This window comes from Amphritea sp. HPY (assembly GCF_050870985.1).
Taxonomy (GTDB): Bacteria; Pseudomonadota; Gammaproteobacteria; order Pseudomonadales; family Balneatricaceae; genus Amphritea.
Genome location: NZ_CP194015.1, coordinates 1,596,561 through 1,616,185 on the forward strand (window position 1 = coordinate 1,596,561; position 19,625 = coordinate 1,616,185).

General features: G+C 49.0%; 18 protein-coding genes. 8 read left to right on the forward strand and 10 right to left on the reverse strand.

The genetic code is table 11. The features are described from left to right. The first annotated feature begins 326 nt into the window (after nucleotides 1-326). The gene (locus ACQUQM_RS07205; RefSeq protein WP_432473806.1) at nucleotides 327-1,007 is read left to right on the forward strand and encodes a phasin family protein; all 681 of its coding nucleotides are present in this window, start codon (nucleotides 327-329) and stop codon (nucleotides 1,005-1,007) included. A gap of 204 nt (nucleotides 1,008-1,211) precedes the next feature. Here the strand turns inward: ACQUQM_RS07205 and ACQUQM_RS07210 are convergent, their stop codons facing one another. Continuing rightward, on the reverse strand, nucleotides 1,212-2,432 hold the full coding sequence (locus tag ACQUQM_RS07210) for a UbiH/UbiF/VisC/COQ6 family ubiquinone biosynthesis hydroxylase (protein WP_432473807.1): 1,221 nt from the start codon (nucleotides 2,430-2,432) through the stop codon (nucleotides 1,212-1,214). A 217-nt stretch (nucleotides 2,433-2,649) separates the two neighbouring features. On the opposite strand from ACQUQM_RS07210, the gene ACQUQM_RS07215 reads away from it, so the two are divergent. Continuing rightward, nucleotides 2,650-3,894, forward strand: coding sequence for an EAL and HDOD domain-containing protein (locus ACQUQM_RS07215; protein ID WP_432473808.1), 1,245 nt, complete (start codon nucleotides 2,650-2,652; stop codon nucleotides 3,892-3,894). Between the two features lie 517 nt (nucleotides 3,895-4,411). On the opposite strand, the gene serS is transcribed toward ACQUQM_RS07215, so the two are convergent. The 5 genes from serS to ACQUQM_RS07240 are packed head-to-tail and all read right to left on the reverse strand — an operon-like array spanning nucleotide 4,412 to nucleotide 10,754. Next, entirely contained in the window at nucleotides 4,412-5,683 is a 1,272-nt protein-coding gene (serS, locus tag ACQUQM_RS07220; protein WP_432473809.1) for a serine--tRNA ligase, read from the reverse strand. A gap of 21 nt (nucleotides 5,684-5,704) precedes the next feature. After that, on the reverse strand, nucleotides 5,705-6,079 hold the full coding sequence (gene crcB / locus ACQUQM_RS07225) for a fluoride efflux transporter CrcB (protein WP_432473810.1): 375 nt from the start codon (nucleotides 6,077-6,079) through the stop codon (nucleotides 5,705-5,707). 2 nt (nucleotides 6,080-6,081) lie between these two features. After that, the gene (locus tag ACQUQM_RS07230) at nucleotides 6,082-7,431 is read right to left on the reverse strand and encodes a replication-associated recombination protein A (protein ID WP_432473811.1); all 1,350 of its coding nucleotides are present in this window, start codon (nucleotides 7,429-7,431) and stop codon (nucleotides 6,082-6,084) included. Then, nucleotides 7,431-8,102, reverse strand: coding sequence for an outer membrane lipoprotein chaperone LolA (gene lolA / locus ACQUQM_RS07235; protein ID WP_432473812.1), 672 nt, complete (start codon nucleotides 8,100-8,102; stop codon nucleotides 7,431-7,433). The genes ACQUQM_RS07230 and lolA overlap by 1 nt, the downstream gene beginning before the upstream one ends. 9 nt (nucleotides 8,103-8,111) lie before the next feature. After that, on the reverse strand, nucleotides 8,112-10,754 hold the full coding sequence (locus ACQUQM_RS07240) for a DNA translocase FtsK (protein ID WP_432473813.1): 2,643 nt from the start codon (nucleotides 10,752-10,754) through the stop codon (nucleotides 8,112-8,114). Between the two features lie 307 nt (nucleotides 10,755-11,061). Between ACQUQM_RS07240 and trxB the strand changes: the two genes are divergently transcribed. The 4 genes from trxB to infA all read left to right on the forward strand — a co-directional run bounded on the left by trxB (nucleotide 11,062) and on the right by infA (nucleotide 13,816). Beyond that, on the forward strand, nucleotides 11,062-12,015 hold the full coding sequence (gene trxB, locus ACQUQM_RS07245; RefSeq protein ID WP_432473814.1) for a thioredoxin-disulfide reductase: 954 nt from the start codon (nucleotides 11,062-11,064) through the stop codon (nucleotides 12,013-12,015). 54 nt (nucleotides 12,016-12,069) lie between these two features. Further along, nucleotides 12,070-12,783 carry a leucyl/phenylalanyl-tRNA--protein transferase gene (aat, locus tag ACQUQM_RS07250; RefSeq protein ID WP_432473815.1) on the forward strand — a complete coding sequence of 238 codons (714 nt, stop codon included), beginning with the start codon at nucleotides 12,070-12,072 and terminating at the stop codon, nucleotides 12,781-12,783. Further along, nucleotides 12,780-13,490, forward strand: coding sequence for an arginyltransferase (locus ACQUQM_RS07255; RefSeq protein ID WP_432473816.1), 711 nt, complete (start codon nucleotides 12,780-12,782; stop codon nucleotides 13,488-13,490). The genes aat and ACQUQM_RS07255 overlap by 4 nt, the downstream gene beginning before the upstream one ends. A gap of 107 nt (nucleotides 13,491-13,597) precedes the next feature. Next, nucleotides 13,598-13,816, forward strand: a complete 219-nt coding sequence (gene infA / locus ACQUQM_RS07260; protein WP_290702914.1) for a translation initiation factor IF-1 — start codon at nucleotides 13,598-13,600, stop codon at nucleotides 13,814-13,816. A gap of 78 nt (nucleotides 13,817-13,894) precedes the next feature. On the opposite strand, the gene clpA is transcribed toward infA, so the two are convergent. Together clpA and clpS are read right to left on the reverse strand one after the other, a co-directional pair. Further along, complete coding sequence (gene clpA / locus ACQUQM_RS07265) at nucleotides 13,895-16,153, reverse strand: ATP-dependent Clp protease ATP-binding subunit ClpA (protein ID WP_432473817.1); 2,259 nt, start codon at nucleotides 16,151-16,153, stop codon at nucleotides 13,895-13,897. Nucleotides 16,154-16,165: 12 nt separating this feature from the next. Continuing rightward, nucleotides 16,166-16,522, reverse strand: a complete 357-nt coding sequence (gene clpS / locus ACQUQM_RS07270; RefSeq protein WP_432473818.1) for an ATP-dependent Clp protease adapter ClpS — start codon at nucleotides 16,520-16,522, stop codon at nucleotides 16,166-16,168. Between the two features lie 242 nt (nucleotides 16,523-16,764). On the opposite strand from clpS, the gene cspD reads away from it, so the two are divergent. Next, entirely contained in the window at nucleotides 16,765-16,995 is a 231-nt protein-coding gene (cspD, locus tag ACQUQM_RS07275; protein WP_432473819.1) for a cold shock domain-containing protein CspD, read from the forward strand. 82 nt (nucleotides 16,996-17,077) lie between these two features. On the opposite strand, the gene icd is transcribed toward cspD, so the two are convergent. Further along, nucleotides 17,078-18,331 (reverse strand): NADP-dependent isocitrate dehydrogenase, encoded by a 1,254-nt coding sequence (gene icd, locus ACQUQM_RS07280; protein WP_432474806.1) that lies wholly within the window; start codon nucleotides 18,329-18,331, stop codon nucleotides 17,078-17,080. Nucleotides 18,332-18,439: 108 nt separating this feature from the next. Here icd and ACQUQM_RS07285 point away from each other — a divergent pair, with 108 nt between their 5' ends. Continuing rightward, on the forward strand, nucleotides 18,440-19,087 hold the full coding sequence (locus ACQUQM_RS07285; protein ID WP_432473820.1) for an rRNA large subunit pseudouridine synthase E: 648 nt from the start codon (nucleotides 18,440-18,442) through the stop codon (nucleotides 19,085-19,087). Between the two features lie 52 nt (nucleotides 19,088-19,139). Here the strand turns inward: ACQUQM_RS07285 and moaE are convergent, their stop codons facing one another. After that, nucleotides 19,140-19,598: a molybdopterin synthase catalytic subunit MoaE gene (gene moaE / locus ACQUQM_RS07290; protein WP_432473821.1), complete on the reverse strand. Its 459-nt coding sequence runs from the start codon at nucleotides 19,596-19,598 to the stop codon at nucleotides 19,140-19,142. Nucleotides 19,599-19,625 lie beyond the last annotated feature (27 nt).

Sequence of the window (19,625 nt, forward strand, 5' to 3'; positions counted from 1 at the left end):
GCCTTATAGACCACGCTGTTTGCTGCATTGTAACTAAATAGTAGACGATTGGCTTGAATTAAGTCGCCCGAAATCAACAAGTTTATTCGCTTACAGCAGGATATTTCGGAACAGATCAGGCCGCACTATCTGCCAACACTCTAAGGTCATTATTCTTTAATGATTCAGAGATAATATCGTGCGCTGTGCAAGCTATTTTATAGAGTCATATATTTACCATTGTGCAGCGCACCAATTTTGTTGACTTTATAACCAGCGCTGAATATAGTTATAAAATTGCTGCAACGCACAAAACTTTTGACTACTGCGACCACAGGTGAACAAACATGTACGAAGATATGATGAAGGACGTTCAGGAAAACATGAAACCAGTTGTTGATATGGCCGAGATCAACAAGAAAGCTGCTGAGAAGCTTATTCAACTGCAGTCTGGCTATGTTACCGACTTTGTTAATGCCACTATGGCTCAGATGCAGGCTCTCTCAGCTGTAACCGATCCGCAGAAGGCGATCGATCTTCAGGTTGAATACGTTAAGCAGCTCGAAGCAAAGTTAACCAGCGTGGCAGAAGAAGAGATGGCTACCCTGAACTCTGCTAAAGAGGAGCTGACCGCAGTTATCGGAAAGAGCTTTGAAGGCATGGGTCTTAAGGACGTTAACTATTTTGACGAGATGAGCAAATACATGCCCCCTGCTGTTACACCGGAAGCCGCAGCAAAGCCAGCAGCGCCTAAAAAAGCTGCCGCTCCTGCTAAGCCTGCTGCAAAAAAAGCAGCAGCAGCACCTAAGAAAGCAGCTACTACTCCTAAGAAAGCGGCCCCTGCCAAAGCTGCAGCAAAAAAAGCAGCGGCTCCTAAAAAGGCAGCAGCACCTAAAAAAGCTATCGCAGTTAAAGCTGCTCCTGCAAAAACAACAGAAGCGCCAAAGGCAACTCCGGTAAAAGCAGCAGTTGTGCCTGCAAAGCCTGCAGTTAAGGCTGAACAGAAGCCTGCAACAGTCAAGAGCTAAGTTTTCTGAGCAAAGCTCAATGAGTTCAATGAAAAGCGAGAGCGCTCTCTCGCTCTTCCACTACTGGCTTATCTAAGCCAGCCCCTTATATAGCCACTCTTAGTTAGTGGCTTTTTTTTGCTCTACTAAAGCCATTGTCAGGTTCGCTCGACTGAACAGACTTAATAAAGCAATTGGTCCAGTACGCATGTACCGAGCTATTGCCTAAAGTTTCTCTCCCCGCGCCAGCGCAGGCAGATCCCCTTCCAATCCCATCGCAAAACGCATCACGGAATTCTTAGCCGGTAAAAACCTTTCTGCTGCACCCAGGCCAATATTACGTAACAACTTCAATGGCAGCAGATCATTGCTGAACATGCGATAGAAACCATCCATGACCTGCATCATTATCAGATTATGCTGTCGACGTTGCTTTTCGTAGCCGCGCAACAGAGAGAGAGAGCTAATATCATCACCGCGGCGGTGGCCATTAATTACAACCTCAGCTAGCGTAGCCGCATCAAGCAAGCCGATATTAACTCCCTGACCGGCCAGCGGGTGTATCATATGCGCAGCATCACCAGCCAGAGCAAGTCCCTCTTTGACGTATTGCTGAGCGTGCTGTCGGCGCAATGGAAAACTACCACGCTGCAACAGTTTATCGATCTTGCCTAAGCAATCTGGAAAACAATTCTCAAGCTCAGCCATAAAGTCAGCTTTATCAGCTTCGACCAGGCGCTTAACCTCTGCTGGCGTGTTATACCACACTAGCGAGGCGCGATTACCGCTCAACGGCAGGAATGCCAGAGGGCCGGTTGGCGTAAACTGTTGCCAGGTTATATCCTGTTGCGGATAGCCAGTAATTACCGATGCAACCAGTGCATGCTGCTCATAATCCCAGCTATGCACTCCGATGCCCGCCGCTGAACGAACCCGAGACATACCACCATCTGCGGCTATCAGTAGTTTGCCGACAACTTCACGGCCATCATCCAGCCGAACAACGCTGCTGCCCGGTGCATAATCAATACCCTGAGTATTCGCCGGACAGATCAGGTCAATATTCGAGAAGCTTTTGAGCTGTTCCAGCAAGGCCAGTTGAATTACCCGGTTTTCAACGATATAACCCAGGTGGTCATGGCCGATGTGATCGCTGTTGAATTCAGTAGATGCCTTATCTGCATCCGATTCCCAGACTTTCATGCGCTGGTATGGGCAGGCTCTGCGCCCGATGATGCCATCCCAGGCGCCGACCGATCGAAGGATATTTTCTGATGCGACACTGAGGGCCGATACCCTCAGATCATGCTCCTGTAGTGGATCATATGCTGTCGGATAGCGCTGTTCAATAACCGCAATACGCAGCTCTGTATTACCCAGGGCACAGGCTATAGTGGCCCCTACCATACCGCCACCAACAATCAGCAGGTCGTATCGTTTTTCCATATCTATCAATGCACCTGAAAAATTTAACTTATTATACCTACCTGAACTGGGTAACTGGAGGGTAACAAACTGATTTTTTTGTGATATTTATTTAATAATCCTGAGGAATCAGGTACAACACTAGTACAGGTATGCAGTATGGCCTTACGTTTTATTCGGACAATCCAGGATTAGCTTAACAATCCCACTAGTAAGGATGACTGACAGGCATGAGCAGGTGAATTCCGAACAACGCACAATAGAGACACAAACAGAAACCGATGCACTGATCGTCCGCCAGCCGATCTTTAATGATCAGCTAAAGGTGGTATCTTATCAGTTAAGGTATGAGGACAGTCTCGAGCCGGGTAATGCCCTTCTGATGGACGAGCACTCAGCGGCGTCATTGCTGTTGTCGACTTACACCAGCCTCAGTCAGGATGGCAATATCCGCAAGGTCCCCCTGTTTCTTCCATTCTCTGCGACCCTGCTAACTGAAACAGAACTGCCCCAGCTACCTGTACGCAAGATGCTGATCGAGATTCCACCTAATACTCAGGTAAACCGCGCACTGCTGTTTTGCCTTATTTCGTTGCGCCAGGAGGGCTACCGTATTGTTATCGATAGCTTTGCCCTGCAAAAACATCTGTTCCCTCTCCTGAAATACGCCAATATCATTAAAGTTGATATGGAAAAAGTTCCGAAAAGCAAACTGATCGCTATGCTCCGGGTATTAAAAAAATTACCCGCCACCCTGCTGGCGCAGAATATCGACAACTTCAACACCCTTCAGATCTGTAAAAAGCTTGGTTTCAAGTTGTTCCACGGACCTTTTATCAGCAAACCCGCTCAGGTTAACAACAATAAAGTATCAACCAAGAGCGCGGCTTTGCTGCAGCTGGTTCAGGCGCTTCAGGATCCGGATGTAACACCGGACCAGATCGAAGGTCTGATAATAATGGATCCGATCCTCAGCTTTAAAATTTTGCGGGTCATCAACTCTGCGGCATACAACTTACCCAATAGCATCGAATCAATGCAGCAGGCGATTGTCCTGCTGGGACTTGACCAGATTCGCAGCTGGGCAATGATTATTATGCTCAGCAATCAGGAGGGTAAGCCTGAAGAGTGGTCGCGAAACCTGATCGCCCGGGCCCGAATGTGTGAACTGCTGGCAGAATTGAGCGGACAGCCGAAACCTGAAACCGCTTTTATGGTGGGAATGGTATCGCTGCTGGATCTGTTACTCGAAGTACATATCGAAACAATTCTCGAGCAGATCGCACTGGACGACGAAGTAAAAGATGCGATACTCCACAAAAAAGGCCCGCTCGGTAATGTTTTGCAGGCTGTTATCTGCTTTGAAAATGGTGACTGGCCGGGCGTTAAACGCTCCCGTATCCCGCAAATGCTATTCAAGCCGGCGTACCGGCACAGCATCAACTGGACCGAAAGCGCAATGCAGGCGATTCATGAGATGTAAGCAACCAACGTCTGAGAAGAATGCTTGCACGGCAGTCAAAAATCAATACTAAATATTGCCATTAAGACAAACAGCTCAAGCCTGCCCTTTCTACCGCGACCACAGCATCAACTGGACCGAAAGCGCAATGCAGGCGATTCATGAGATGTAAGCAACCTACATCTGAGAAGAACACTTGCCCGGCAGTCAAAAATCATTGCTAAATATTGCCACTAAGACAAACAACTCAAGCCTGCCCTTTCTACCGCGACCACAGCACCAACTGGACCGAAAGCGCAATGCAGGCGATTCATGAGATGTAAGCAACCTACATCTGAGAAGAACACTTGCCCGGCAGTCAAAAATCATTGCTAAATATTGCCACTAAGACAAACAACTCAAGCCTGCCCTTTCTACCGCGACCACAGCACCAACTGGACCGAAAGCGCAATGCAGGCGATTCATGAGATGTAAGCAGAGATAATTATACAGGCACAAAAAAAGCACCATCAGGTGCTTTTTATTAATCAGGACCAGCTTACAGTTCAGTAATACCACCCATGTAAGGCAGTAGTACCTCAGGAACCTTAACCTTACCTTCTGCAGTCTGGTAGTTTTCCAGCACCGCAACCAGAGTACGACCCACCGCAAGTCCAGAGCCGTTCAGGGTATGCAGCAGTTCCGGCTTACCCGTTTCAGGGTTGCGCCAGCGCGCCATCATGCGGCGTGCCTGGAAGTCCTGCATATTACTGCAGGAGGAAATTTCACGGTATTTTTGCTGACCTGGCAACCAGACTTCGATGTCGTATGTCTTGGCAGCGCTAAAACCCAGATCGCCTCCGCACAGGTTTACTACGCGGTAAGGCAGATTCAGCTTCTGCAGAATTTTCTCAGCGTTGCCGATCAGTTCTTCCAGCGCATCCCATGACTTAGACGATTCAACCATATGCACCAGCTCAACCTTTTCAAACTGGTGCTGGCGAATCATGCCGCGGGTATCGCGACCATGGCTGCCTGCCTCACTCCGGAAACAGGGAGTGTGAGCAACGAATTTCAACGGCATATCAGCAGCGTCAACAATTTCGTCACGCACGATATTTGTTACAGGCACTTCGGCGGTTGGAATCAGATAGTAATCACGTTCGCCCGGCACTTTAAACAGGTCTTCTTCAAACTTAGGCAGCTGACCGGTACCACGCAGGGAATCAGCGTTAACCAGATAAGGTACGTAAGTTTCCTGATAGCCATGCTCTGCAGTGTGCGTATCCAGCATGAACTGGGTCAATGCACGGTGCAGTCGAGCAATACCGCCACGCAAAACGGCGAATCGAGCGCCGGTAATCTTAGCCGCTGTGCCGAAATCGAGACCGCCACTTAGCTCACCCAGATCGACATGATCCTTAGGCTCGAAATCCAGCTCGGCAGGGACGCCCCAGGTACGTAACTCAACGTTATCATCTTCGGTTGCGCCAGGAGGCACCGACTCATGGGGAAGGTTAGGCATCCCCATCAATAACGCGTCCATCTGCTCCTGAACTTCGTTCAGACGCTCTTTGGCAGCATCCAGCTTATCACCCAGCTGACTAACCTCTGCCAGTAGCGGTTGAATATCTTCGCCGGCAGCTTTTGCCTTGCCGATATTCTTAGAGCGGGTATTACGCTCACTCTGCAGCTGTTCTGCCTCGACCTGAACTTCGCGACGCTGATTTTCCAACGCGTTAAATTGTTCAACAGGAAATGTATAGCCCTTAATAGCCAGCAACTGAGCGACTTCTTCCGGGTTAGTTCGAATATATTTTGGATCTAGCATGATGTCAGAATGAACCTTTAATCAGAACAGGCGAGTAATCCATAAACCGCCATACAGGGCGGCAATGCAGAGCACTACGCTCACTAAAATATAAATTGCGGCCGACATTATATGCCCTTCTTGCAACAGGGTCACGGCCTCAAGAGAGAAGGTTGAGAAAGTTGTGAAAGCACCGAGAAATCCGACCATTAACAAAGGCCTCATTTCCGGGCTGATACGGGCTTTTTCCAGGATAAGAACAAACATCACCCCCATCAGGAAAGAACCCAGCACATTACATAACAAAGTACCGTAAGGCAGTCTGAAATTTGCATTATTTAACACAAAACCACTAATCCAGTACCGCGATAACGCCCCGACAGCACCGCCGACAGCAACTGCAACCAGATGCAACATAGTCATTCCTTTTTGTAGCGCTGAAGATCACTTAACCGATCCAGCTCATCTAAATGTCGTAGTTTGTCACCGATCTTTATTTCGAGCCCGCGCGGCGCTGGTTGATAATAGCGGCGTTCACTGATCTCTTCGGGCAGATAGTTCTCACCCGCTGCGAATGCATCCGGCTCGTTATGCGCATAACGATATTCGGCACCATAGCCCAGGTCTTTCATCAAACTGGTGGGGGCATTACGCAGATGTTCAGGTACTGCATAGCCAGGGTCGCTGCGCACATCAGCCATCATCTGATTGAATGCCTGGTAAACAGCATTACTTTTCGGTGCGCAAGCGCAGTAGATAGCAGCCTGAGCTATCGCTCTTTCGCCCTCAGCAGGCCCTACCCGATCAAATGCATCCCAGGCATTCAGTACCACCTGCATCGCCCGGGGATCGGCATTACCGATATCTTCAGATGCGATTGCTACCAGTCGGCGTGCCACATACAGCGGATCACCACCACCATCGAGCATCCGACAATACCAGTACAGAGCACCATCGGGCGATGATCCACGTACTGATTTATGGAAAGCAGAGATCATATCGTAAAAAAGATCACCCTGCTTATCGTAGCGGCGTACGCTTGACTTGAGCACTTCTTCAATAACGTTCAGATCAACCCGGTAACCATTCTCTACGGGTTCAGCCAGGTCGGTGGCAATTTCCAGCAGGTTTAACCCCCTGCGACCATCACCATCGGCAGCCTGCGCCAGCTTTTCCAGCACCCCTTCAGCGAAGTGTAACGGTTGTTGTGTTACTCCCCGCTCAGGTTCATTCAAAGCTCGCTGCAACAGCTGTTCGATATCGCACAACTCCAGACTGCGTAACAGATAGACCCGCGCCCTGGATAGCAGCGCATTATTCAGCTCAAACGACGGGTTTTCTGTGGTGGCACCGACAAAGATAAAAGTACCATCTTCGATATAGGGTAAAAACGCATCCTGCTGCGACTTGTTAAAGCGATGCACTTCATCGACAAACAGAATTGTTTTGCGGCCCGACTGCGCCTTTACCTGCAGCGCCTGATCGACCGCGGCGCGAATATCTTTAACTCCAGACAATACTGCTGACAGGATAATAAAGTGCGCATCGACATGATGGGCCAATAATTTAGCTAAAGTGGTTTTACCTACCCCTGGCGGCCCCCACAATATCATCGAATGGATAGCCCCTTGCTCTAGCGCTTTACGCAGAGGTTTATCCGTCCCTAGCAGGTGCTGCTGACCACAGTACTCAGCCAGTGAACGAGGCCGCATCCTGGCTGCTAGCGGCTCAAAACCTGCCGGCTCCAGCTCATCAAACAGATCGCTCATCAGTTGGCTATCTCAGCTGCATTCTCGATGATTACATCGGTACCTTCCGGTGGCACGAAAACAAACTCTTGCTCGCTCAGTTCTGGGTTCAGCTGTTGATTCTGAAACAAAATAGAGGTGCGCTGCCCAAGGGAATCCTCGAGCTGTAGCTCTGCGATAAGGCCGTCAGTAAACAGCAGGCGAATTCGGGTAAAGATACTTTGCTCTTCCAATGGCAACAGTTCAAACAACTGACTCTGCTCTTTTTCCTGCAGCAGCCGAATTCTGTATGACTGTTGCAACTCGTCCACCTGGCCATTAAGAATAAGCGCCGGAACGCTGCCTTGCTGATCACTCAGGGCGCGCCTGGTCGCCTGTTCCAGGTCAGGATCATAGATCCAAAGTATTTCACCATCGCTGACCAGCTGCTGTGGGAACGGCTCCTGTGCGACCCAGTTAAACCGGTTTGGCTTAGCCATCACTAAAGTGCCGCGAGACTGTTCCATTCGACGAGAGTCATCTGCCGCTGAGATCTGATCAAATTCTGCACTGAAACTATCAAAGCTACCGAGTAGCTGTTTAAGTCGCTGACCACCATCTTCACCAATCTCTGCCTGAGCAGCGACAGTAAAAGACAATAAAACAGATGAGATAACGGCGGTAGCTATATATTTAAACAAAGTAATATTCATAAAAACCTATCAATTCTTAGGTGGCGGTGGTGCCAGAACTTCACGGGCGCCGTTATGGCCTGCCGGGGTAATTACACCAGAAGCCTCCATCGTTTCTATCATTCGGGCAGCACGGTTATAACCTATCTTTAACTTACGCTGCACCGAAGAGATAGACGCTTTCCGGGTTTCAGTTACAAAGGCAACGGCTTCATCGTATAGCGGATCCTGTTCATCATCGACCGATCCACCACTACCTGAGCCAGCGTCTGACACTTCAGAAAGATCGTGAACCAGGTATTCAGGCGCACCTAACTTCTTCCAGGCCTCAACGACTCTATGCACTTCGTCATCACTGACAAACGCACCGTGGACCCGGTTTGGCAGGCTGCTTCCTGCAGGCAGGTAGAGCATATCGCCATTACCCAGCAAGTGCTCAGCACCGCTTTGATCGAGCACGGTACGGGAATCAATTTTAGAGGACACCTGAAAACCGATGCGGGTCGGGATATTGGCCTTAATCAAGCCGGTAATTACATCAACGGAGGGGCGCTGTGTGGCCAGAATAAGGTGTATACCGGCGGCCCGGGCCTTTTGCGCAATTCGGGCAATCAACTCCTCTACCTTTTTACCGACCACCATCATCATATCGGCGAACTCATCGATACAAACGACAATGTAAGGCAATGTTTCAAGATAAGGTGCCGGTGAGTCCGCTGGCAAGCCCTGCTCTTCCGGGTTCCATAGCGGATCAAGCAATGGCTCGCCTTTGTCACGGGCTTCAATTATTTTTTCATTGTAACCTGCGATATTCCGGACACCCATTTTAGCCATCACACGGTAGCGGTTTTCCATTTCGGCAACACACCAGCGCAAGCCCCCCGCCGCCTCCTTCATATCAGTAATAACCGGCGCTAACAGATGCGGTATACCTTCATAAATCGACAGCTCCAGCATCTTAGGGTCCACCAGCATTAACCGGACTTCGTCGGGCGTTGCCTTAAACAGCAAGCTGAGCAGCATCGCGTTAACACCCACTGATTTACCGGAGCCGGTAGTGCCCGCCACCAGCAGATGCGGCATCTTGGCCAGATTGGCTACAACAGGGTTGCCCGCAATATCATTACCAAGGCCCAGGGTCAGCTTTGAAGACGCTTCTTTATAAGGCTTAGAATTAAGCACTTCACTCAGACGAACCATCTGACGCTCTTCATTGGGTATCTCAATACCAATAACGGACTTACCCGCAATGACTTCAACGACGCGCACACTCATGACTGCCATCGAGCGAGCCAGATCTCTTGCCAGATTGGTGATCCTGCTGGCTTTAACGCCCGGTGCTGGCTGCAATTCGAAACGGGTAATAACCGGCCCCGGATTTACTTCAACCACTTCAGCAACAATACCGAAGTCTTTAAGCTTGCTTTCCAGCAAACGAGACATCTGTTCCAGTTGATCATCGGTATAGCAATGACCCTGCTTCAGCTCCGGCGCATCAAGCAGATCCATCGATGGGATCTTACGTCGCGGCTGCCGCTTGCGAATAGCCGGCGCGACATGATCAAGTCCCAGCTCATTATCTTTCATTGGCACATGGGTTTCCGACAGAGGTACGATTTTGAGCTCTTTACGCTCACTGTCGTTCAGCTCAGCCCCCCCCAAGCTAATTTCAGCTAGTGGATCGAGCTCCTGAGCCGACTCACCCCAAGGCGCAGCAGTAGGGTCTGTCAGAAACCTGTCTGATGCCACCTCAGTGGCCGGCTCAACATTCTTATCGAAAACTTGTGCTCGCGGATCTGGCGACTGCAAGGTCTGTGAAAGGGGGGGGGCGGCATCAGTGAACAAAGGATCCACAGTGAAGGATTCCGATTCAAGGCTCTGCCCGGGAGCAGGTTCAGCCGTTGATGAGGACTGCATGACCTTAGATGAATGCGTGATACTCAGATCAGGTTCTTTTCTGGCCGCAGCTCTCAACTGACTCCGCTTAGCTTCATCTTCAGCAGCATATGGATCAGACGCCCCTTTATCTGCCGATCCCGACTTTATTTTTGGCGTACTTACGGGCTGCAAAGCTTTAACTGACTTGAGAGCTACACGTCCAAGGCTATCAAGCATTGCGGTCCAGGACAGTTCAAGAAACAGAGTCAGACCAAATAACAGCACAGTCCAGAGAACAACTGAACTGCCTATCAGGCTAAACAGTTCGACAGAGATATCCGATACCGCCTGGCCGATCAAACCACCCATACTGAAGGGCAGATTCAACATCTGATTGGACAAGTGGGTGGCTGATAGGGTCGCCAGACTGCAGAGTATTAATATGCCACCGACCAGGCGCAGCATCATGAACGGCAAACCATCGAGTAATGAGATTCGACGTCGCAACATAAAACGTATAGCAGGTACCACCAGCATAAGCGGGATCAGATATGCCCCAACACCAACGATGGAGATAAGAAAGTCAGCGATCCAGGCACCGGCCTGACCGGTAAAGTTCCGCGCTTCCGGGTGATATCCAAGATGGGACCAGCCGGAGTCCCGGTTGTCGTAGCCAATCAGTGCCAGCTGCATAAAAACAGCCAGACCGAGCAAAATAATTAAACCACCCTCTTTCGCTATACGGGCAAAAACATCGGCAAATGACACTATTTTAAATTCGTTGCTCTGACTCAATCGGTAACCCTGCCTGTCAACCACACAAAAACATCCTCGAAAAATACCATAATTGCCCTTTCCTCCCCACAGTGAATCTGTTTTTTTCGACATAGAATTAACCATATAGGGAGCAAATGAGCAGAAACTGAACAAAAACGATCAAATGTCACCCTAATATTCTGTCGGCAATATTTTTTTACTGTCTTAGCAGCCACCCCGGGGCCGTCATGAAATAAAAAGATAAAACTAAACTGCCATTTGTCTCCCCCTCACAAACAGGCATAATAGGCGCCATTATTTATTAGTTATCAGTAACGGATTTCCAATGAGCGAACTACAACACCACCCGTTAATTATTCTTGGTTCCGGCCCTGCCGGATACACCGCTGCCGTATACGCTGCCCGCGCCAACCTGAAGCCAATTGTCATTACCGGCATGCAAGCTGGAGGTCAGCTGACGACAACCACAGACGTTGATAACTGGCCAGGCGATGTAGATGGCGTACAAGGCCCTGAGTTAATGCAGCGAATGCAGGCGCACGCAGAACGCTTTGATACCCAGGTTATCTTCGATCATATCAATGAGACTGACCTGCAAAATCGGCCTTTCCGCCTTAAAGGTGATATGGGTGAATACACCTGCGACTCCCTGATTATTGCTACCGGGGCATCAGCACAGTATCTGGGGCTTGAGTCTGAAGAGACATTTATGGGCAAAGGCGTCAGCGCTTGCGCAACCTGCGACGGTTTCTTCTACCGCGGCCAGAAAGTTGCAGTAATCGGCGGCGGTAATACCGCAGTTGAAGAAGCTCTCTATCTTTCCAATATCGCAGCAGAAGTTACTCTGATCCATCGCCGCGACTCTCTGCGCTCAGAAAAGATCCTGCAAGATAAGATTCTTGAGCGAGCTGAGAACGGCAATATTAATATCCTATGGAACCACCAGCTTGATGAAGTTCTCGGTGACGAGATGGGTGTAACCGGAATCAGGGTCAGGAGCACTACCTCGGATGAGACTCAGGAGCTCGATCTGCAAGGTGTATTCATCGCCATTGGCCACAAACCCAATACCGATATTTTCACCGGTCAGCTAGACATGAAAGACGGCTACTTGAAAATAAAATCCGGCATCGAAGGCAACGCTACCCAGACCTCGGTTGAAGGCGTATTCGCGGCCGGAGATGTTGCCGATCATGTCTATCGCCAGGCAGTTACTTCAGCCGGTTTCGGCTGTATGGCTGCACTGGATGCAGAGCGCTACCTGGATGACCAGGAGTAATCTGGATTAGAGGAGTGGGTTCGCACCCGCTCCTCCTTTCACCTGAGTGAGACTATGATTCCCTGGCTTGATTCAATATCCTGCGAATTCCCACCTATTTCCGGCGCCCTTGATGATCCAAACGGATTATTGGCCGCCGGTGGTGATCTGAGCCCGCAACGTCTGCTCAATGCCTACAGCAAGGGAATATTTCCCTGGTTTAATCCCGGTGAACCTATTCTCTGGTGGTCCCCCGACCCCCGCTGCTCAATCGAACCTGAGCAAATTCATCTTTCGCGCAGCTTAAAGAAGGCGATTCGCAAGGCTGAGTTCCAACTCAGTTTTGATCGCAGTTTTGAGGCGGTCGTTCAAGCCTGCTCTGAGCCACGGCAATACAGTGAAGAAACCTGGATCTCTGCCGAGATGCAAGCCGCCTATCTTAAGTTACATAATTTAGGTCATGCTCATTCCGTTGAACTATGGCAGGATGATCAACTTTGCGGAGGGCTATATGGCATCGCCATAGGCAGGCTCTTCTTTGGTGAATCGATGTTCAGCAAACGTGACAACTGCTCAAAAATCGCGTTCGCTTTTTTTGCCCGCCAATTACAGAAATGGGGCTATGCTTTAATTGATTGCCAGATAGAAAATAACCACCTCACCAGCATGGGGGCACAAAACATTCCCCGTGCCGAGTTTCAGGGCTATCTTGACAACTATCTGACCGAACAACCCGATCATGAATGGGTGTTCGATATCGATAAACAAGACGTGGTAGGACGCGAGTGACCAATCTTAAAACTCTGCATTTCTATGCAACACCGGAACATGATTGTAGCTACCTGGAAGGCTTTGAAGCAAAAACGTTGTTTGTTGATCCACAGGAGATCATCACAACAGACGCCTACAGCCAGCTATCCGATCTGGGATTCAGGCGCAGCGGTAAGCATATTTACCGACCGTACTGCGCCAATTGTCAGGCCTGCATATCGGTCAGGGTTGATATCGGCAACTTTGCTGCCAGTAAAAGCCAGAAGCGAATTATCAATAAGAATCGTGACCTGAAAGTTGTTACTGTTCCGGCGCAGTTTACTGATGAATACTATGACTTGTACGCCAAATACATAAATACACGGCACAGTGACGGCGATATGTTTCCGCCGACGCCAGATCAGTTCAGCGCTTTTCTCATCGATGGAGGCCAAAAAGGCTGCTTCTTTGAGTTTCGCGACCCGGATAATAAATTAGTTGCCCTGGCAGTAACCGACTTCCTTAATCAGGGTTTGTCGGCTATCTATACTTTTTTTGATCCTGATGAAACCCAGAGAAGCCTGGGAACTTTTGCAATTTTATGGCAGATCAAAGAGACCAAAAGACAAGATCTTGATTATCTTTATCTGGGATATTGGATTCGCGAGTGCCAGAAAATGGCCTACAAAGTCGCTTATCACCCACTGGAAATGCTGCTTCACGGGCAGTGGATTCCGGTAGATTAAAACTCTTTTCAGCAAAAGCACTAAATCTCTTTGATATGGTTAGATAAATAGGGCAGAATACGGCGCTTGAAAATCAGTCGTTTTTAACCCAATTAGGTAGGTACTTAATGGCCAAAGAAGATAGCTTTGAAATGGAAGGTGTTGTGACCGACACTCTGCCTAACACAATGTTCCGTGTAGAGCTTGAAAACGGTCACGTTGTGACTGCACATATTTCCGGTAAAATGCGCAAAAACTACATCCGCATCCTGACCGGTGATAAAGTTAAGGTTGAACTTACTCCTTACGACCTGTCTAAAGGCCGCATCACCTACCGCGCCCGCTAATAAAAAAGGCCCTCATTAATAAGAGCCTTTTTTATTGTTTCAAATGAGCCTTTCAGGCTCATTGCGTAGCTGGCAGCCTCAGGCTGCCACTACCGCATTGATCTCGATCTCACCCTCTTCGTTCAGCGTGACGTTAACATCGCCACCGCTTTCAGCAAGATCACCAAACAGAATCATCTCAGCAAGCGGCTTTTTGAGCTGATCCTGAATCAAACGCTTCATAGGGCGCGCGCCCATAGTCTCGTCATAACCCTTCTCGGCAAACCAGCCACGCGCACTTTCATCAACATGGATAACGACGTTTTTATCATCCAGCTGCACCTGCAGCTCGGTAAGAAATTTATCGACGACCCCGGCAATAACTTTCGGCGACAATGATTTGAACTGAATAATACCGTCCAGTCGGTTGCGAAACTCCGGCGTAAACATCCTCTTAATCGCTTCCATACCATCGGTTGAGTGATCCTGATGGGAGAAACCGATAGATGCCCGACTCATCTGCTCCGCACCAGCATTAGTTGTCATAACCATAATCACATTACGGAAATCTGCCTTACGGCCATTGTTATCCGTTAATGTGCCGTTATCCATAACCTGAAGCAGCAGATTAAACACTTCCGGATGAGCCTTCTCGATCTCATCGAGAAGCAGCACGCAATGAGGTGACTTGGTAATAGCCTCCGTTAGCAGACCGCCCTGGTCGTAACCTACATACCCCGGTGGCGCACCAATAAGACGGGATACTGTATGCCTCTCCATATATTCGGACATATCGAAGCGAACCAGCTCTATCCCCATAATTCGCGCCAGCTGCGTGGTAACTTCTGTTTTACCGACACCTGTTGGCCCGGAGAAAAGAAACGAGCCTACCGGCTTGTTCGGCTCATTCAGACCGGCTCGGGCAAGTTTTATCGCGGCAGACAAAGTATCGATCGCCTGCTCCTGACCAAGCACAACCATTTTAAGATTGTTATCGAGCTTTTTCAGCTGCTCCTTATCGGAAGAGGAAACGCTCTTGGCAGGTATGCGGGCAATTTTAGCAACAACAGCCTCCACTTCGTGCACATCGATCAGACTGGTTCTTTTCTCCACCGGCAACAACTGCTGATAGGCTCCCGCCTCATCAATCACATCAATCGCCTTGTCCGGCATGTGTTTATCATTGATATAGCGCTCCGCCAACTCCGATGCAACCCGTAGCGCTTCATCGCTGTATTTTAAATCGTGATGCGCCTCAAAACGGCTCTTCAGGCCCTGCAGGATTCGATAGGTATCATCGACAGAAGGCTCAAGCACATCAACCTTCTGAAAACGCCGGGCCAGCGCCCGATCCTTCTCAAAAATACCCCTGAACTCCTGGAAGGTAGTTGAACCTATGCAGCGCAACTGCCCCGAACTAAGCAAAGGCTTTAATAAATTCGACGCATCCATCGAGCCACCGGACGCTGCACCAGCGCCGATAATGGTATGAATTTCGTCGATGAAAAGAACGGCGTGGTCTTTACCTTTAATTTCGTTCAGCAAACCCTTTAGTCGCTTTTCAAAATCACCGCGATACTTGGTTCCCGCCAGCAAGGCACCCAGATCAAGGGAGTAAACTACGCTCTGAGAAATTACATCAGGCACTTGAGATTCGACGATCAACTTCGCCAACCCTTCAGCAATAGCCGTTTTACCTACGCCCGCCTCACCAACCAGCAAGGGGTTGTTTTTGCGCCGGCGAGACAATATCTGAACAACACGCTCAACCTCATCATCGCGACCGACTAACGGATCAATTCTGCCAGCAAGCGCCTGCTCATTCAGGTTAACTGCATAATTCGCCAGCGGACTCTTATCTTTTTCGGCTGCAGCATCACCCTCAAGCAAGCCTTCACCGGCCTCGCTCTCTTCACCATCTTCGATTCTGGATATGCCGTGAGAAATATAGTTAACGACATCAATACGCTCAACACCCTGCTGGTTGAGTACATAAACAGCCTGACTCTCCTGCTCGCTAAAGATGGCAACCAGTACATTGGCACCATTCACCTCAGCCTTACCTGAAGACTGAACATGAAACACTGCGCGCTGCAGAACTCGCTGGAAGCCGAGTGTCGGCTGGGTTTCAAGGTCGGGAATATCCTCCGGCAACAGTGGCGTTGTATCATCGATAAAGCTGGCCAGAGAGGCTCTTAGCTTATTAAGATCCACTCCGCAGGCATTAAGAACAGCGCTGGCTTCATAATTATCCAGCAGAGCCAGCAGCAGGTGCTCTACGGTCATAAATTCATGTCGTTTTGAACGGGCACTTTTAAAGGCAACGCTCAGCGTATCTTCAAGCTCTTTATTCAGCATATTATCGCTCCGTTACGCTTTTTCTACTTCACACAACAAGGGATGCTTACTCTCCCTTGCATATTGATTCACCTGAGCAGCTTTAGTTTCAGCGACATCTCGGGTAAATACACCGCAAACACCCTTTCCTTTAGTATGGATGGTTAACATGACTTGTGTAGCTTTTTCCTGATCATGACCGAAAAAAACCATTAAAATCTGCACCACAAAATCCATTGGCGTGTAATCGTCGTTCAATAGCACCACGCGATACATAGCCGGACGCTTAACTTCAGGCTTCGCCTCTTCAGTTGCTACGCCATCTTCCTGATCATATTCAGGATCATCCTGCCCATGTACTAGTTTAATCTGAGAAAAAGCTTGTCGCATACCATATTCCAAAATATAACACGAATTTTTACACCCCGTTTTGGGTAGCCCTTATTATCCGGGCGTTGCAGCCGAGTGTTATACTGACCACACGCAGGAGGAAGAGTATGTGCAGTATCGGTTGTCCCTGCTAAAGACAAGGAACCACCTTTCGGTAATAGCATTGTAGCAAGAGAGGTTGTTGCGGTAACAGGCCCAAGGCATAAATGGGCCGTGATATATTCGGATATTGGGGGACACCAATGCACACAGGGAAAGTCAAGTGGTTCAATAATGCCAAGGGGTTTGGTTTTATTATTTCAGAGAATCACGACGAAGATCTTTTCGCACATTACTCAGTAATACAGACCGAAGGCTATAAGAGCCTGAAGGCAGGTCAGGAGGTGCAGTTTGAAACCACTCCAGGCCCGAAAGGCACACACGCTATAAATATAAGACCGACTATGGAAGAGACAACGGAGGAGAAAGCATAATCGCCAGACATTTAATGACGGCAACCTCGCACTGCGCATAAAAAAAGACAGCTTAGCTGTCTTTTTTTATGCGCCCTGACCGCTACATATTTTCTATGATCGCCTCACCAAACTCAGAACAACTCAACAGCTCAGCACCATCCATCAAGCGCTCAAAATCATAGGTAACTGTTTTAGCGTCGATTGCACCATCCATGCCCTTTAGAATCAGATCCGCAGCCTCCAGCCAGCCCATATGTCGCAACATCATCTCTGCTGATAGAATAATTGAGCCGGGATTCACCTTATCTTTACCTGCATATTTAGGCGCTGTACCGTGAGTCGCCTCAAATATAGCTACTTTATCGGAAAGGTTGGCACCAGGTGCGATACCTATGCCGCCAACCTCCGCCGCCAGGGCATCAGAGATATAATCACCATTAAGGTTAAGTGTCGCAACAACATCATATTCAGCAGGTCGCAACAAGATCTGCTGCAACATTGCGTCAGCAATAACATCTTTTACAACAATATCTCCTCCGGTATTGGGATTTGAGAAACGCATCCAGGGACCGCCATCAATCAGCTCAGCACCAAACTCCTCTGCCGCCAGCTCATAACCCCAGTCTTTAAAGGCACCTTCGGTAAATTTCATGATATTACCTTTATGCACCAGCGTGACTGAGGCCCGATCATTATCAACAGCGTACTGCAACGCCCTGCGAACTAAGCGCTTGGTACCCTCTTCAGATACGGGCTTAATACCGATACCACACATCGTATCAAAGCGTATCTTGGTAACCCCCATCTCCTCTTTGAGAAATGCAATCACCTTATCAGCTTCCGCTGAGCCGGCCTGCCACTCAACTCCGGCATATATATCTTCTGAGTTTTCACGATAGATGACCATATCCACATCAGCGGGATTGACCAATGGACTTGGCACGCCTTTAAACCATCGCACTGGTCGCTGGCATACATAAAGATCCAGCTCCTGGCGCAAGGCCACATTAAGCGACCGGATACCCCCGCCAACAGGTGTTGTCAGCGGACCTTTAATACCAACTACAAACTCATTAAATGCCCGTAATGTCTCATCTGGCAACCAGGTATCCTGATCATATATTGAAGTCGCCTTCTCGCCGGCATAGACTTCCATCCAGGCAATTTTTCGCCGCCCGCTATAGGCTTTTGCAACGGCTGCATCGACAACTTGCAACATAACCGGGGATACATCAGCACCAATACCATCACCTTCTATATAGGGCAATATAGGATTGTCCGGCACATTAAGAGAGCTATCTTCATTAACAGTAATCTTTTCGCCGGCAGGAACGTTTATTTTTGAATATCCCATCATTTGCTCCCCTCATACTAATCTGCGAACATGGCCTTTAAAGATCAGTATAGACGGTGTTTACTGTCTCACCCGCCCAAAACAACACTAGCCATCAAATAACAATATATGCCTGAAATCATTATTTTTAACAAACCTTTTCAAGTACTTACCCAATTCACCGACAATGAAGGCAGGGCCACGCTGGCCGACTTTGTTAAAGACAAGGGCGTTTATGCGGCTGGCCGCCTCGATTACGATTCAGAGGGACTGTTAATCCTGACCAGCGATGGCCAGCTACAGCACCAACTAGCCAATCCTAAGTTTAAAATGGAAAAAACCTATTGGGCTCAGGTTGAAGGAGAGATAACTGACTCTGCGCTGCAGCAATTGCAACACGGAGTGGAACTTAAAGATGGCATGACCCGCCCGGCAAAAGCGAAAAAAATTCCTAATCCTGCCGTCTGGCAACGCACTCCACCAATTCGGGAGCGCAAGAATCAGCCAACAAGCTGGCTGGAACTGAAAATATCGGAAGGGAAAAATCGCCAGGTGCGACGCATGACTGCAGCAGTGGGTTTCCCTACTCTGCGCCTTATACGCGTTGCCATCGGCCCCTGGCAGATTGATGGCCTTGAGTCCGGCGCTAGCCGAAAGCTCACAATTAATTTACCAGCCGGACAGAAAACCCCACCAGCAAACCAAAGAAACACAAGGGCAAAACACAGCTCCCGGCAGAGAAACAGATTTAACAAAGCAGGTAAACGGAGCTCCTGAACACAGCACCTGAGCATGCTGAACCTGTTACCAAGATTGTGCAGTCGAAGTGCTAATCCCAGTCTCCAGCTGCATTAAGGTCTGACTGCTTAGCTTCAACCCAGTGCTCACCTTCGACTGTGATCTCCTTCTTCCAGAACGGCGCATCGCGCTTCAAATAATCCATGATGAACTGCGCAGCAGCAAATGCGTCTACCCGATGAGCGCTGCCAACTCCGATAAAAACAATATTCTCATTCAGATCTAAGCGCCCGATACGGTGCACTATGACGATATTGCCCAACTGCCAGCGCTGCCTTGCCTGCTCAGCGATCTGCTCTAGCGATTTCTCTGTCATTCCAGGGTAATGTTCAAGGTACATCGCTTCTAGCCCAGGCCCAGAGGATAGCTCCCGAACAATACCTGTAAAAGTTACAATGGCACCGTTACTGGCGTCATTTGCCCGTACCTGCTCACTGAGTTCGCCGATGGAAAAATTCTCAGACTGAACTGAAATACTATTACTAAACACACCGTGCTCCGAATTGCAGAAATAATC

What these genes read in the sequence shown, in the direction of transcription:
- ACQUQM_RS07205 (WP_432473806.1), top strand. Translation starts at nt 327, where the DNA reads ATGTACGAAGATATGATGAAGGACGTTCAGGAAAACATGAAACCAGTT.
- icd (WP_432474806.1), bottom strand. Translation starts at nt 18,331, where the DNA reads ATGGGATATTCAAAAATAAACGTTCCTGCCGGCGAAAAGATTACTGTT.
- aat (WP_432473815.1), top strand. Translation starts at nt 12,070, where the DNA reads ATGATTCCCTGGCTTGATTCAATATCCTGCGAATTCCCACCTATTTCC.
- lolA (WP_432473812.1), bottom strand. Translation starts at nt 8,102, where the DNA reads ATGAATATTACTTTGTTTAAATATATAGCTACCGCCGTTATCTCATCT.
- cspD (WP_432473819.1), top strand. Translation starts at nt 16,765, where the DNA reads ATGCACACAGGGAAAGTCAAGTGGTTCAATAATGCCAAGGGGTTTGGT.
- clpS (WP_432473818.1), bottom strand. Translation starts at nt 16,522, where the DNA reads ATGCGACAAGCTTTTTCTCAGATTAAACTAGTACATGGGCAGGATGAT.
- clpA (WP_432473817.1), bottom strand. Translation starts at nt 16,153, where the DNA reads ATGCTGAATAAAGAGCTTGAAGATACGCTGAGCGTTGCCTTTAAAAGT.
- ACQUQM_RS07210 (WP_432473807.1), bottom strand. Translation starts at nt 2,432, where the DNA reads ATGGAAAAACGATACGACCTGCTGATTGTTGGTGGCGGTATGGTAGGG.
- ACQUQM_RS07230 (WP_432473811.1), bottom strand. Translation starts at nt 7,431, where the DNA reads ATGAGCGATCTGTTTGATGAGCTGGAGCCGGCAGGTTTTGAGCCGCTA.
- crcB (WP_432473810.1), bottom strand. Translation starts at nt 6,079, where the DNA reads ATGTTGCATCTGGTTGCAGTTGCTGTCGGCGGTGCTGTCGGGGCGTTA.
- infA (WP_290702914.1), top strand. Translation starts at nt 13,598, where the DNA reads ATGGCCAAAGAAGATAGCTTTGAAATGGAAGGTGTTGTGACCGACACT.
- serS (WP_432473809.1), bottom strand. Translation starts at nt 5,683, where the DNA reads ATGCTAGATCCAAAATATATTCGAACTAACCCGGAAGAAGTCGCTCAG.
- trxB (WP_432473814.1), top strand. Translation starts at nt 11,062, where the DNA reads ATGAGCGAACTACAACACCACCCGTTAATTATTCTTGGTTCCGGCCCT.
- ACQUQM_RS07285 (WP_432473820.1), top strand. Translation starts at nt 18,440, where the DNA reads ATGCCTGAAATCATTATTTTTAACAAACCTTTTCAAGTACTTACCCAA.